Origin of the sequence: Haladaptatus halobius (assembly GCF_020618475.1) — an archaeon.
Classification (GTDB): domain Archaea; phylum Halobacteriota; class Halobacteria; order Halobacteriales; family Haladaptataceae; genus Haladaptatus; species Haladaptatus halobius.
This window is the reverse complement of the sequence record NZ_CP085339.1, coordinates 527,471-542,302: the sequence shown is the minus strand read 5'-3', so window position 1 is coordinate 542,302 and position 14,832 is coordinate 527,471. Positions and strand designations below refer to the sequence as shown.

Sequence of the window (14,832 nt, the reverse complement as noted above, 5' to 3'; positions counted from 1 at the left end):
TCGTGCCAACGAATGCCACCGCAAAGAGGATGATGAAATTTTGTGCTGAATAATGACTCTGTGACCTAAACCCCGTCAGAGTCGATTTCTGGTGTCTATGATCCGTTTTTCGCAGGAGAATAGAGCTGAAAATCACAATATTGATTGTTGCCTTTGTACTTGACGATTCAAGGCTGCTTCCGTGGCCGATACACCCTCTGTATCTGGCACACCATTCCTAACAGACAATTGGCGGGTGACGTTCAAGGGCTGGCTCGTCAGCTCGAAAGACTTCGACACGTTCTCAATTAAGCCGTCCTTGACTATCGTTAGTAGGAGTTGTCGATTACACCGTTGTAATAGAGGGGGATCGCGCACGCGACCCCCCCCTTTCGCAGAGACAGACGCACTCCACCGTAACCAACGCACCAATACCACCATGTTCCACCGGCAGTACGGTGTGAATCTCGTGTGGTGGCGTCGCAGAAATGGGGGTTCAGAGAACCCCCGTGATTACAACGCTATAATTAGCGCCCTCCGTGTGCTAGTTCCGCGCTGGCTTCGTGTGCTCGTATACACACTGCGAGGTCGGGATGGCCGAACGTGATTTCGATGTGATGACCACCAACGCCCAGTGCATCGTCCACGGACAGCGTTCGTGACTCTTTGTAGCTCACCCCGGGGACACGTTCGGCCATCTCCTCCATCACCCGATAGCCATCGTTCTTGTATGTACACCCGTAGTGTGCCGCGACTTCTCGATAGCCAAGTTGGGAAACCATCACGTCGTTCATTTGTGCGACGTTCTTTGCATGCTCGAGGACATCGAGATACTTGTCCTCGACTTGGACCCTTTTGAGACGAGGTTGCTTAGTAATGTCCAAGTAGTCCGTCTCGACGGGCACGATGCTGGGACCATCGGAATACAGCATAGCCTAAACCCAGGTAGACCACTGCAGTGAGTAGCAGGACGAACAGTTCGACCGACGGCAGTTCCCACAGAGTGCGATTCTGTTCCATGTTTCGACGGAGGAGATAACTTCCTTGCGCAAGCGGAAGCATCTTCAGCCACGGGAAATATCTAACTGGTGCGGCAATGAGACCAATGAACACGATATTCATCAGCTGGATGAAGCTCTCGATGCGCTTGTAGACGAGGGCAAGTCCAGCAAATACAAAGCCAACACCGACTGCAGAACAGAGGGTTAACATCCCAAGGATGAGAATCGAGCCACCGCTCAGGTGCAGGGATTTACCCGTTGTCAGTGACATCAACAAGAGCATGATCACACCCCATGTGAAATTGAACAGCATGTTCACGACAGCCTTCACCGCCATCACTACCCGCAGGCCAAACGGAGACATGCAGAGTTGTTCTAACGTTCCCCATTGCGCTTCCAAGGTCACGGTCCAAGCGAGACTGCCAAACGCGAGTGAGGCAATCGTCCAGAGGAAAAATCCGACAACCACGCCGTCGAATGATTGAGTGATTGCGGGCCCCACGAGTAGTTGCCCACCGAAGAAGATAGCGATGAAATACACGTAGATCGTGAGCAACTGCGAGAGACTATTGACTGGATACCGAACGAGCAAGGTCAAATCCTTCACTGCGATTGCTTTGATCAGAGTTCGGAATGCGCTCATCGGTGGTCCTCCTGCATTGGGTTCGCTGGAGCAGCGTCATCTGTGAGTTTGAGGAACGCATCACTGAGGTTCTGTTCGAGTGATCGCACTGAGAGTATTGTAATGTCTTTCTGGTGAAGTATCTCCATGAGATCGTAGAACGAATTTCCAGATTGGAGTCGCACGTCAAATCGGATCCGATCCGACGTTTGTGTCCAGCTGTGTGCGTTGTAGTGTTCAGTAAGCGTTGTACGGAGTTGGTCTGGTAGTGACGGTTCGGTACTGATTCGATACGACTGGGTTTGGAAGAGATCAATGAGTTCGTCGACGCTACTGTCCTCTATAATTCGACCATCATGCAGGATGATAACACGATCACAGATTGCCTCAACGAGATCCATGTTGTGGCTGCTCAGGACAACAGTCATCGATTTAGTTTCTGTGAGTCGACGGATCTCACGTCGAAGCTCGAGCGAACTTTCGATGTCCAGGCCGAGTGTTGGTTCATCGAGAAAAACGACGTTTGTCTGTCGAGAAAGCGTACAGATGAGTGATGCTTTCTGTTTCATACCGCGTGAGAGTGCGCTGATCGGCGTGTCCGCTTTCTCCGTGAGGCCGAACTGCTCGAGCAACTGTTCGTGATGATCTGCGACAGTGGCAGGATCAATGCCATTGAGGCTTGCGAAGAAGGCGAGGTTTTCGCGGACTGTTAGTCGCCAGTAGATATTCCGTGCGCCTTCTAGCATCGCGGCGACGTGGTGATACCGATCAAGTAGGTCGCTTGTCTCGCCAGTTTCGGCGAATTGAACGTGACCGCTGGTTGGCGAGACTAATCCGAGTATCATTTTGAGCAGTGTCGTTTTCCCCGCTCCGTTTGGGCCGAGAATACCAACCACTGTCCCGGGTTTGATATCGAAGTTGACGCTATCGACGGCTTGAAGTGCCGATTCACCCTCTCCGTAAACCTTCGTGATGTCTTGGACGGAAATCACGGGCGTTGGATTTCTGCTTATGGAGCTGCGTTCAGTCATCCGAGAATCACCGCCGTTGAACTTGTTCGAAGCATCCACAGTGGATTCGGATATATTGGACTCCGAGGGATTCTGTTAGGTACCCTGGTTAGAATACTCCTTTTGCGTTGAGAACTCCATACTAGCGAGTGGCAGCTCTGTTTGCAGATCCTCACCCCGGAACAGTGTATACCGATCTGCTTTCCGGAGATCCGGTGGGAGAGAACTGTCCGAAATCTCAGCGGCAATACGTTGGGCTTGTGTTATTCGGTGGTTGTGTGCCAGTTGTTTGGCTACTGTCGACATGTGGTTGATGCGGCTTCATGGATATGGTTAGAACTACGCAACGCGTAGAATGGTGGTGCTTGTAGCTGGAGTTCACACTACAGTGCGTGGTCTACGCCATGCAGAGCGAACGTACCGCAAAAAGCCAGCTACAATAGTATCATTGGATTTCAGTTGACCCCTACTATACTTGGCCTTTTTTGCCGTATGTGACAGCTTGTCTAGGTCCTTTGGCTCTGCCGAAATCCTATTAATCAGTTATGTTCTGTAGTGAATCCCTCATTCGGGTTCCCGAAGTTCTCGACCCGCAGCAACAGAATCTACGTCAAACTCGTTTGCCTCGCCAGCAAGCGCGTCACCTTCCCGTTCTTTTTCATTCGTGGTCTTCGTCAGATCGGTGAAATCGCTCGCTAAGATACTCATTACATCGCCATTCGTGTGCCAATCTAAGAAATCTCCTCCCGTTTTTGCGAACCCGATGTGACACTCGGGCAGTTAAGGGATCACGTTGCTCCACTCCGACCACAGACGCGGTGGCCGGTCCCAGCTCTCCCCTCTTGTTGGTTTGTAGCCGATAGCCGCCGATACAACTGCCGTACAGCCGTCGATGCGTAGAGGGTAGCTCAATATCAAACATATCCGTCACTATCGAGCAGTCACTGCTGGAAACTTCGACTTACGGATCACTCAAAGAATATCCTCATCAATTGCTTTCTTGAAAATCGTCCCTGCTCGAATGACATGGCAAAGGGTCGAGCAGGGGAGGAAGATGTGGCGGGCCGAGGGTGGATCAGGAGTGATGGCGCCAGACCCACGTGGGAGCCCATTTAGGGCGTCAGAGGCAACCGCGCCACACCCAGTGGCTTCATGGGGGTCGGTATATGCTTTGTGCTACTGTTCGAAAAGAAGACAGTCAGAGAAACGACCATAGTCGGGACTTTCACTAGTCGGGAGAAGAGTGCAGCAGTCCGTGCTGCTCCTCTTGCTGAATGAGAACACCACAACCGAGAGAGGACAACGTGAGAATAGCTCATTGAGGATACCTATTGTCCCTACTTTTCTTGAATCCACTAGATCACCGCCCGGGGACTCAACTTCCCCCGCTCAACCTCTCTATCCTCATATAATTCCTCAAACCGTCGATGCGCGGACGGCCGCTCAATCCCAAGTGTATCTGCCACCCATCGAGCGGTCACTGCCGGAAACTCCGACTCGCGCATCGCCACAAGAATACCGTCGTCAGTTGTTTCCTCTGCAAATTGACCACTAGTATCGCGCTTTCTCTCGTCTATCATCGTAGCCGATAGTTCACTATCCCTATTTCTTTCGACCCAATTCTCATCCAATGATTCAATGGATTTATGCTATCTTGTCACCAATACTGAATCTCAATGGTTACCCCTCGCCGCTGGCTCGCGCTCCTTCTGGTTGGATGTCTCTGTCTTACCGCTGGATGCGATTCCCTCCTTCCAGGATCTGACCCTCAGACGTCGACTACCTCAACCCTTCAGGGAAAACTCGCCCCTGGGCTGACTGCTCAAGGCGTAACCGACGTAGGCGCACTTACAGATGCCCATGCACGGATTCTCCAAGAAGATTCCTATACTGTCACCTGGACTAATGTTCAGCAATATTCAAATGGAACAGTTCGATACCGGTCGCATGGGCGAACACGACGTGGTTTCAATGGTTCGCACTTTTATTCGCAAATCCGATACCCCACTCCACCACCTACCTTTGCTGCTTTTTCGTTACAGCGCTACGAGTACTATGGAGAGAGTGATACGGTTTATCAGAGGTATATCGGCCAGAATAACATGACAGTTAAAGTTTTTAATCGCTCTGAAGCACCGGTGGCTAAAACATTCACATCACGTGAGTATTTCTATGCTGTCTTATACGCGTTTAACCAGACCCAGGGCTTCACAGCCACGGAACGTCCGAATTCATCTCCTCCTCGCTATAAAATCCAACTGACACGACTTGAGCGTCCAGCACCTATCACAAACTATCACACTCTCGAAACTGTGACGAATGCGTCACTGACAGCGACGATTGATCGCTGGGGTGTGATTCATCAGTACCAGCTCACCTACACTGGTCAAGTGAACAACCGGACTATGTCCGGCAATAGAACTATTCGCTTTGCCAAAGCTGGGAGTACTCGAGTTCCCCAGCCGTCGTGGGTTCAAAACGTTACGGCGAATCAATCAACCACTGGAAAGAGCGACCGATGACGCCTGCCTATTAGAGAGATTTTACTGTGTCTGGTTCTTACGCGAAGATCACCCACAGACCTTGAACTGCCGAGACGGCACAGAAATGCGCACAAGCCGAACAGTTCTCCTTCGACATCGATGCCCCCGGCCTAGTAGAAGTCACCAATGAGGTCATATTTCTCTTGGCGTGCTGCTTGCAATCGCGAAGTTATCGGTGATGCATTTCGGCAGTATTGCGCTTACTGGTTTCGCTATTCGGTTGTGTCTCTCCTATCGTCGTCCGCGACGAATCCGGTCAGCACTTACTTGAAAGGCCTCTCCGTACTCGTCTTCATGAACGAGGAATCTTCATGAACGAGGAAACGCGACGGGTGATTATCGATACCGATACGGCGGGCGACGACACGCAGGCACTCCTCCTGGCAGCGTCCAACGACAACATCGAAGTCGAGGGCGTTACCATCTGTACCGGAAACGTCGAATTCGAGTACATGGTGGAGAACGCCAAGTACACGCTGGAAATGGCGGGAATCACCGAGGACGTTACCGTCTACGAAGGTGCACGTTCACCGCTCGTGAAGACGCACGAGTACGCCGATTACGTTCACGGCGAGGGCGGACTTGGCGGCGACCTGTTCCCGGATACCGGAATTCCCTCCGGCGATCGCCACGGCGCGGATTATATTGTCGAAATGGCTCGCAAAAATCCGGGGGAAATCACGCTCGTCTGTATTGCGCCGCTAACGAACGTCACGCTCGCACTCCAAAAAGAACCGAACCTGAACGAATTGCTCGATGAAGTGTGGGTGATGGGCGGGAACGTCAACTGTCTCGGCAACGTTACCCCCGCCGCGGAATTCAACTTCTGGGTCGACCCCGACGCCGCGAAGCGGGCGGTTCGTGATCTCGATATTGTTCTCTTCGATTGGGGCGTCACCATCCGAGACACCGTTTTCAACACCGAGCTGCTGGCCGAAATCGACGATGGCCCCGACACCGAACTCGCATCGTTCTTCGCGGAGATAAGCGACGCCGTCCGCGAGTTTAACAAGGAGTCACAGGGTCGGGACATGACGACGCAACCGGACGCAGGCCTGATGGCTGCGCTCATCGAACCGGATCTCATAGAATCGGCCGCGACGTACCACGTCGATGTCGACGAACGGGAAGGGCTAACACGCGGATACACCTTGGTGGACGAGGACGACGTCACGGACGGCGAGGCCAGAACGACCGTGATCGAGTCGTTCGATACCGCCTCGTTCCACCGGATGTTCGTGGACATGCTGTTCAAATCGTCGCCGACAGCATCCCTCTAACCGAATCGACTCACCCGTCCGGCGAGCAGCCGAAGCCAACTTCGACGGCCGCGAGCTCATCGCGGAACGCTTCCCCATGTCGAGATTCGTGACGGCCTCGGTGACCTCCTCTGCTGGCGGTGTGTAAGGACGGGACAGAAGAAACTGCCGAACTAACCGCTTCAACCTTTTTTATCCATGGTACGCCAATTGACGGTCTCGAATCTTATCGACCGGCGAACGCCCACGAAAAGCACGGACACTGCGACCGAGGATCCTCCGGAGACACCGACAGCCCTACTCGACCGCAACAGCATGCGGTGGACGTCGCTACTGACCACACCTTAATCTGCCGGTCGAAACAAGTTGACTGAGAGGTATCGAAGGATTCACAGTCAATGTCCAGACTGCAATTCCCAAATCTGATTTTTCAAGAACTGCATGAAGTGGCTGACTGAGGAACACCTTCAAAAAAAGGAAGATGTGTTTAATACTTTGGAGAACATACACAAAAACTCCGTTACAATAACGGTTTCCTTTATTAGTGACATGAGCTTGGACACCGGTCAACGGGTATTTCATTGGTGCAGTCTATCTCTGGTGTATGCCCGCCACAGTCGTCGAAGTTGAACTCAGAGCCGATGAATTCGCGCTCTATCACACCTTGTCTCACACCGAGGGAATCGAATTCGAAATTGAGCGAGTTGCTGCTCACGACCAGAACCATGTTATGCCGTTTGTGTGGGTGAGTGGAGGGGACATTGACCACGATGAATTCGAAGCAATCCTTGCTGATGATCCGAGTCTTGATCAGCTTGAGTTACTGGCTGATGTAGACGGTGAACGGCTCTATCAAATGGAATGGGTCTCCGAGATCGAGACACTCGTGGAGATTCTCATTACGGAAGAAGCAACGATTCTCGCCGCCACCGGCAATAAGGAAAGTTGGAACCTCCGTACCCTCTTTCCAGATCGGGATGCACTCTCTCGAACCCACGACTACTGCCAAGATAACGGGCTCTCGTTCGACATTTTAACCATCTACCAACTTGACGAGGGTCGCCAAGGTCGCTTTGGAATCACGGAAGACCAGCAAGAAGCACTCACACGGGCGTACGATTCTGGGTATTACAACATTCCACGCAAGGCAACTGCCGAGGAGATTGCTGATGAACTCGGAGTCTCTCACCAGGCTCTCTCTGAGCGCTTGCGACGTGGTCATGAGAGTCTGGTCAAAAATGCGTTGATCATCGGTCGTGGTGCTGATGAAAGGGAGAAAAAATAGCAAAGCAATCTGTTTTCATCCACAGCTAGACGGAACATACCAAATGGAGTACGACTACGTTGGACCAGCTACCAGGTAGGATCCTTAATTTGATGACCTGTTGCATGATAATGCTGGATGGCACGCCGATTTATCTCGTCAGACGTATTATCTTTTGTGCTGATTATCCACTGACATTCCACGCAGTAGAGGGTCCTCTCTTCCATCTTAGGCCCAGTCCCAACGAGGAATTGGTTTATTACTGGGGTTTCGATCTCAAGCAGTTTATTTGTATTGTGCGCCAATAGGTGGTCTATTGACTTTTTCTTACCGGAAAACAAGAAATTAAAAGCGATAATTCCCCACCGCTGATTGAACGTATTCAGTAGGGCTCTTCACGACTCGTTTTTATCCTCATCGTCCGTTTCGGGGCGAACATCATCGTCTTGAGAGGGCCCTGCTGCCTCAGCTGGTTCCGCTGCCGACGGCGAGTCATTGGTTTCTTCGGTGATCGAACCAGTTGACGCGCTTGCATCCGAGGAAGCGGATGCAGCGTCCTCGCTTTCTCTATTTTGCTCGGGAATATTCTCGTCCAATTCATCGGTTTCCTCTTCTGCTTCGGACTGGACATCCTCAATCTCAACATTCGTGTCGAGTTCATCCTCATTGATCGCGGACTCCAACGTCTCTCGATTTGTTATTGCGCCCAACCCTTTCTCTCTCACTTGTGCCTGGAGTTCTTCGATATTAATCGCAGATTCGACGTTCTCTTTGCCAGTAGTGGACTTGAGTGCGCGTCTGATCAAAACATACCCGAGAGCGGCGACACTCCCGGTGACGATCGCACCAGGAATTCCATAGCGCTTGTAGCCAACCTTCAGTGCTTTCTTTCCGACGGTGACGCCAACCTGTTTTTCCAGCGAAGATCCAACCATCGTACGGTGACTTTCGTCGCTGAGCAGCAAAGGAAAGGGCCTGTATTTGCAAGCCTATTATACCTGGTCATAGATCGATATTCGTCTCTATGTCTTGTTCACATTTCTAGTAGTTGGACGACCCAGACGGTCACACCTAAGGATGGCGATGATGCTGATTCTGTCCTTTACGCCTGGGAGTTTTCGAGCAGCTAATTATAGCTGGCTACCGAAGATCTCGTATGGATGACGAAACCCATGTCGAAGAATGTGCAACCTGTGAAGGGGAAACCACGCACAAGATTTCCATAGAAATAATCGAAGAAGGCGAAGATGATGGAGATGGGTTTTCACGAGAACCATATCGTACTGCAGAATGTAAAGAATGTGGTACGGAAACAAGCCAACGTATGAATAATGCCTGATAGGAGTGATGAAACGAGTCTGGGACTTTTTGAATTGATATGATTTCAGCAGTTAACGACACGATACTATGAATGTTCGAAATATAGGAAGCTTGCACCCGGTACGCCCTGATGTGTGGATAACAGAATTCTTTATCGGCCGAAGACCTGCTGATCCTCACCACTTCGGCCCTCCATTTTTCATCGCTCGTTTTTGAGCGGTATAGGTGCTATTACAGGTAAGTATATTATACTAACCTTCGCGTATCCATTTTCGTTTTGGCTGGCGACTGTTTACACCGATTCGGAGCAAAATTCTGTGTATGCTCCGTGAGACACCCTGTTCGATACGCTCCACAGTGAGCTTGCTGTCGTCCTGGACGAGACGCGGAACGACGAGATCGACGCTGATGGGCTTGCAACGCGGCTGCTCGACAATGACGGGGACAACTGGCTCATAATCTGCCTGACTGAGTGCGCAACAGCGGTTCTGACCTATGATCGATTAATGAATTTGATCACACAAACGCCGATAGAGACTGATCGATTGGATGGCAATGGGAGTCGGCATATCGACCGGCGACGGACGGAAGGGCAGGTGCTCGAATCAGTGCAACAGCTTGGCAAGGAGTATTTTGACTGGGTTCACCCGCGTTATCGGCGGGTGTTCGATGCTGAATATTGCGTCGAATAAGGGCGCTAAACGTCGTTGCATTCGATGATCAGATTCGGCTGTTCCGAACAATCAGACAAAAAGCAGTCTGATTTCTGGGATTTCGACTCGTTTCTAGATGGCTGATTAATTCTATAACCGATGTAGAACGTGCGACGGCAACGAGGTCAAGTTCTCGAATTTGGTCGATTTTGGGCGGTTTACTACCTGTGAGCAATATAAGCGGCAGTGGATCTCACAAATAGTCTCTTTTTTAAAGTATGATTTCTCAATCGCTCTGGGAAAGGTGACGTCCACGGATTGCATTCCTATCTTCGGAAAGCAACATCTCGTAGGCGGCAAGTCCGACGAAGAGCGCCGTGAGAGCAGCGAGCACGACAAAGGCAGTGACCTCCACTGCCGCAACGATCAGCCCGAGCGCGACGACTGCCACGACGAGCCGGAGAACGCTCACAGTGCGGTGATCATGATATCGCCATGCACTATGCCCGAGGAGATAGAGCGCGCTGCCGCCGCACAGTCCAATGGCAGCAATCAGTCCGAGCCGTTCATTGAGGTGAGCGAGCGCCTGCTCGATGCCTATGGCGATGAAGATGATGCTGCCGACAATCGGCAGATGAAGACCACTGTACGATTCGATCGCCAGTCATATCTGCTCATACCCGCTCGTCTCGGCAAGTCGCTGCCCAGCGGCGAGAATAATATAATCGAAGTAGAGCCACCACAGCGAGACGATGAGGGTAAATCCGAGGAAAACCGCGAGAACGACCATCGGACCGCTGGTAAGCTCTTCCGTCCCGACGCCAGCACCGATCGCCACGATTGACTCACCCAGCGCGATAATCATGATGAGCTGGTGACGTTCGACGAAATGCCCGATATCACAGCGGAACCCTTCGTTATTACCGAATAACGCGATCCCATAGTCAACAGCTAATGCCACAATCCAGAGCCCGATCGCAAGCAGGCCATCGACAAACCCGGCAACGACGATCAACGCTGGCCCTCCTAAAATACCAGGCGCAACTCGGTGAACTGCCGCGCGTGTTTCGGGCGGTGCGACAATCAGGTACAACAGAACATGGAGCAGTCGAACAGCGAAGTACGCAACACCGAAAATCAACGCTGTGTCCCCAAATGCATCAGGGACTGACAAGGCAACGACAGCCATCGACGCCATCGCCCAAAGAGGAATAATCGCTCTACGAGGTTTTCCTCTGCGGACGCGGCCCCTGTCAGCCACGAGTAGGCGGCCCATCCCCACCAGACTGCCGCGAGTATCGCTGCACCGCGCGCAAGGCCACCCCACGTTTGATGTTCGACGAGAAAACTCGTGACCTGCGTAAACGCGAAGACGAACACAAGATCAAAAAACAACTCTAAGGTGGACGCAGACTTTCGTTGTTCGCTCACGTCGGTTGTATCCGGCTCGAATGACGAAGATGAATCAGTCCTGCTCATTGGAAGTCTGTCTGACTAATGGTAAGGCTTCGTAAAAACGCTCTGCGCACTTCGGCTGTTTCCTTTCAAATATCGGCAACCCCATCTAACCGAGATCATGTACGCACCTTTCTTCTACCCTACCCGCCTGACTTCAGATAAAATGATGCTTGATTCACACAATTATCGACCGGATAATCTTCGCTTCTGCCCGCCGAAGATGATCCCCAATCGTTCCCCGTGAAAGTCCAAGCTCGGTGGCTAAGTCGCGTTGTGTTGCACGACGAGGGATATCATAGTATCCTGCGGCGAGTGCTGTCCGGAGGATTTCATTCTGCCGGTCAGTGAGTTGCCCCGCTGGGTCACCCATGTCCGGCTGATACTCTCCTGCGCGTTCGAGAGTCACGTCTACTTTGTCAGGGAAGCCAGCGATCAGTTGCTGAAGGGCTGCATCTTCACCGAAAAGTGTGATTTCCAGTCCGTCAGCAGTCTCCTTCATCGGCCAGTCGATACTGATAGCTTCGGTATCGATACGTTCGAGAAGGGCTGTTTCAAATTCGTCAGGCTCATAGTGCATATACGCCAGCCATGTTTCACCACCTGTCACAGTGCAAGAAATAATCTCCGGAATCTCGTCTTCTATCGTTGCGAGCTGATCTGCATCGCCTCTGAACCGTGCGACCCCAACAACGGTCCCATCATCAAGAAGATTGAGATACTGTATCGCTTCCTGTGTCGCTACGAGCGTGCCATTGATCCAAACCTCTCTCGGATCGTTGACACCTCTCTGCATCCGTTGATCGTTCTTCGACCGAATGTATTCCCCCAAGGCTATGACGACGGTTATGTATCTCATGATATTCGATCTTGTGTTACTCGGTTGTCTATTCGTTCCTTCCCGTATCGTATCTCAGGTTGAAGAGCTACAGACGCTATCATGCAAATGCGATAGTGCGGCTGGTTATAAAGATCGCGTGCATGCTCGGCGTTAAACCCGAGGATAAACGGCCCCTCTTCCTCTCTGATGGAGAATCGAAATATCTACACGTGGAACACGAAAGCGACTGTATTGACAATCCTCGGAGCCATCGTGGCGCTTCTCGGGATGTTATGGGTAGTTCAAGGCCTCGGGATCATCGAGATAGGTCCCATTTTGTGCGTCGCAGACTGCAAACCGATCACTGGAAGATCAGTGCAGTGGACGGTCATCGGTGCGATAGCTTTGTTCGTGGGAAGCGTCATTGTCTGGGCGGGCCTGAGACGCGTAAATTGATGATGGTTCCTACTGGAGTCCTCACCGTCAATCACTAACGGTTTTGAAAATACTTCCTCTGCCAATATCGGATTGCTGAATGTATCCTCAATATCTGGCACACCATTCCTAACAGATGGTTGGAAGGTGGAATCCAACTGCTGACTCGTCAGTTTGGAATACTTCGACATGTACTCAATTATGTCGCCTTGGACTGTCGCTGGTGAAGATAGTCGATTATACCGTTGTAATAGAGGCGGATCGCGCATTACTGTAATAGATCCCCGCGCCTATTTTCCTATATCCTTAATTATAGGGAAATTATAAGTAGTCTAGGTAATAATGTGTGAGAATATGTCGAATCTAAATCGACGAACATTCCTGCAAAGCACAGTAGCCAGCACTATTGCATTGGTTACGATGGGGGTTTCAAACGCTACAGATGGCCGTAATCAATATGTAGTTACTACTCACGGGAGAGGGACTCGGAAGCATCTCAACCGAGCAGGGGTTGATGTTCAAGCTACAACCGCTGATGGACGAGTTTTGCTCGTTGCTGCCGAATCTGATTCTACTGTACGCAATGTTGCTGGTGTCAAATCCGTCGAACCCAACGTCGGCTATCAGGTAGTCGGTCCGAAAATACGTACGACCGCGGAGTCGTTCGATGACGAGTATGCGAGCCTTCAATGGGATAAGCGGTCGGACACGACTGGCGCATTCGAAGCTCACGACACTGTAACCGGAAACGGACGGACAGTTGCCATTATTGATACCGGTATTGATACGCATCATCCTGATCTCCGTAACCAAGTTGAGCGAGGTCAACTATTCCGTGCTGACGGTCTTTCTAGCCCCGATAAAAGCCCAACAGTCGCCGGTGATACGACCATTGATGCGCGACTCCCACCGGGGACTGCAGCCCAAAGTGATACTGCAACAGACGACGATACAGTCGAAATTGCTCCATATACCTATCTTGGAGCGCCAGATACGCGTTCTCAGATGGCTGCAGATGACGTGCAATCTCATGGAAGTCACTGTGCTGGGATCGCGACGGCGAAAAATAACGATACTCCACAAAATGGAGATCTCGGGGTTGCAGGGATGGCTCCGGACGCAGACGTTGTCCCACTTCGAGTGTTTTACTGGAAGAAGCTTACAGACTATCAGTACGATATTGATGATGATGGTCAGGAAGAAAGCGTCACCGTTACAACGCTTTTCACAACCGATTTCGACATCCTCAGTGCGATTGATTACGCAGCGAGGATCGGGGCTGACGCAGCGAACATGAGTCTTGGAGGTGGCGTGATTAAAGGTAAAGCGCACAAAAGTGGAGATCACGTCGCCTACCAGCGAGTCATCCAGAGTGCATCACAACGAGGAACGGTAATAACGACAAGTGCTGGTAATTCCAGCGCAGACCTTCAGCATAAGGGCTACTTCACACTCCCGAACAGTATTCCGGGATCTATCAGTGTCTCCGCAACGGGACCGAACAACAAGCGCGTGTTTTACTCGAATTATGGTACCAGTGTTATCGATGTTGGCGCACCTGGTGGAGGCTATGAGACACTCGATAAAACCTTGGCTGACGACACGGAATGGCCGTATCCATTCAACCTAGTTTACTCGACAGTACCGCCGGACCTCAATGGTGGTACCGCATATGCCTGGTATGCAGGCACATCAATGGCCGCCCCACAGGTTGCTGGACTCGTCGCACTTATCCGAGAAGCTAATCCTGACTTGAGCGCAAACCAAATCCAGAGCATTATTGAGAATACAGCACGGTATAGTAATGGAAAGGGTGACACCGACATCGGTGCAGGTATTATCTACGCCCCTGATGCAATTGCAGAGGCAAAACAGCGTAAGTGATATTTTGCCACTGTTAGCAGCGAATTTTCCCACACCTGGAAGGGCGATTCGTTTGGAACTTACTTTTTCGACCCGAAAAATGACGTCTCGTTGTCTACCTATTTACTGTGTTTACCTCTTGGTCTGTCTATCCCAAAATACTATTGTCCCCGCTTGATCAAGCGCGAACACGTACGGTGGATGTCATTACGGAACACTTCCCGACTCTGCCGGTCGAAGCAATCGACTGGGAGGTTTCACACCGAGTGCAACGATAAGCTGGTATCACCAAATACGACCCTGCAACGGGTGAGATCACGATCGCGCTCACGTGGACGGCTTACGAAAATGATCATACATGAATACAATTTCCTTTCGCGGCGCACAGGCTCTCAGAATGCTCCTTTATACAACGATTGGAGTGGCGACTATTGGTGGCTCACTGGCACTGGGCGATCGATTACTCGACACAGCATACTGGCCAAATACTGCCGGGTATGGGCAGAATCTCTTCATTTTCGTACTCACATGTTATCTACTATTCCTGATAGCAATGACAGTGGACGGTGGGAGTGGATTGCTTCTGTCTCGTTTATCCCACGGCTCGA

Annotated in this window: 12 protein-coding genes and 1 pseudogene; 5 read left to right on the top strand and 8 right to left on the bottom strand. The window is 51.3% G+C overall.

Going from position 1 to position 14,832, the window contains the following annotated elements; all coding sequences use genetic code 11:
• Positions 1-506: 506 nt before the first annotated feature.
• The 5 genes from LIW51_RS33120 to LIW51_RS33100 form a co-directional block, all read right to left on the bottom strand.
• A complete protein-coding gene (locus LIW51_RS33120) occupies positions 507-884 on the bottom strand; it encodes a hypothetical protein (RefSeq protein ID WP_227379732.1) in 378 nt (125 codons plus the stop codon).
• Positions 850-1,623: an ABC transporter permease gene (locus tag LIW51_RS33115; protein WP_227379731.1), complete on the bottom strand. Its 774-nt coding sequence runs from the start codon at positions 1,621-1,623 to the stop codon at positions 850-852. The genes LIW51_RS33120 and LIW51_RS33115 overlap by 35 nt, the downstream gene beginning before the upstream one ends.
• The gene (locus tag LIW51_RS33110) at positions 1,620-2,633 is read right to left on the bottom strand and encodes an ABC transporter ATP-binding protein (protein ID WP_227379730.1); all 1,014 of its coding nucleotides are present in this window, start codon (positions 2,631-2,633) and stop codon (positions 1,620-1,622) included. The genes LIW51_RS33115 and LIW51_RS33110 overlap by 4 nt, the downstream gene beginning before the upstream one ends.
• A 543-nt stretch (positions 2,634-3,176) precedes the next feature.
• A complete protein-coding gene (locus tag LIW51_RS33105; RefSeq protein WP_227379729.1) occupies positions 3,177-3,320 on the bottom strand; it encodes a hypothetical protein in 144 nt (47 codons plus the stop codon).
• Positions 3,321-3,967: 647 nt separating this feature from the next.
• Positions 3,968-4,192, bottom strand: a complete 225-nt coding sequence (locus tag LIW51_RS33100) for a hypothetical protein (protein WP_227379728.1) — start codon at positions 4,190-4,192, stop codon at positions 3,968-3,970.
• 1,274 nt (positions 4,193-5,466) lie between these two features.
• Between LIW51_RS33100 and LIW51_RS33095 the strand changes: the two genes are divergently transcribed.
• Together LIW51_RS33095 and LIW51_RS33090 are read left to right on the top strand one after the other, a co-directional pair.
• On the top strand, positions 5,467-6,435 hold the full coding sequence (locus LIW51_RS33095; RefSeq protein ID WP_227379727.1) for a nucleoside hydrolase: 969 nt from the start codon (positions 5,467-5,469) through the stop codon (positions 6,433-6,435).
• Between the two features lie 583 nt (positions 6,436-7,018).
• Positions 7,019-7,699 carry a helix-turn-helix domain-containing protein gene (locus LIW51_RS33090; protein WP_227379726.1) on the top strand — a complete coding sequence of 227 codons (681 nt, stop codon included), beginning with the start codon at positions 7,019-7,021 and terminating at the stop codon, positions 7,697-7,699.
• A gap of 374 nt (positions 7,700-8,073) precedes the next feature.
• Here LIW51_RS33090 and LIW51_RS33085 read toward each other — a convergent pair whose 3' ends face one another.
• Positions 8,074-8,613 carry a hypothetical protein gene (locus LIW51_RS33085; RefSeq protein WP_227379725.1) on the bottom strand — a complete coding sequence of 180 codons (540 nt, stop codon included), beginning with the start codon at positions 8,611-8,613 and terminating at the stop codon, positions 8,074-8,076.
• A gap of 221 nt (positions 8,614-8,834) precedes the next feature.
• Here LIW51_RS33085 and LIW51_RS33080 point away from each other — a divergent pair, with 221 nt between their 5' ends.
• Both LIW51_RS33080 and LIW51_RS33075 read left to right on the top strand, forming a co-directional pair.
• Entirely contained in the window at positions 8,835-9,017 is a 183-nt protein-coding gene (locus tag LIW51_RS33080) for a DUF7835 family putative zinc beta-ribbon protein (protein WP_227379724.1), read from the top strand.
• Between the two features lie 487 nt (positions 9,018-9,504).
• Positions 9,505-9,690 (top strand): hypothetical protein, encoded by a 186-nt coding sequence (locus tag LIW51_RS33075; protein ID WP_227379723.1) that lies wholly within the window; start codon positions 9,505-9,507, stop codon positions 9,688-9,690.
• A 247-nt stretch (positions 9,691-9,937) separates the two neighbouring features.
• Here the strand turns inward: LIW51_RS33075 and LIW51_RS33070 are convergent.
• Positions 9,938-11,130: pseudogene (locus LIW51_RS33070) on the bottom strand (low temperature requirement protein A).
• Between the two features lie 154 nt (positions 11,131-11,284).
• A complete protein-coding gene (locus LIW51_RS33065) occupies positions 11,285-11,965 on the bottom strand; it encodes a helix-turn-helix domain-containing protein (protein ID WP_227379722.1) in 681 nt (226 codons plus the stop codon).
• A 942-nt stretch (positions 11,966-12,907) separates the two neighbouring features.
• Here LIW51_RS33065 and LIW51_RS33060 point away from each other — a divergent pair.
• Positions 12,908-14,245, top strand: coding sequence for a S8 family peptidase (locus tag LIW51_RS33060; RefSeq protein ID WP_227379721.1), 1,338 nt, complete (start codon positions 12,908-12,910; stop codon positions 14,243-14,245).
• The last annotated feature ends 587 nt before the right edge of the window (positions 14,246-14,832 follow it).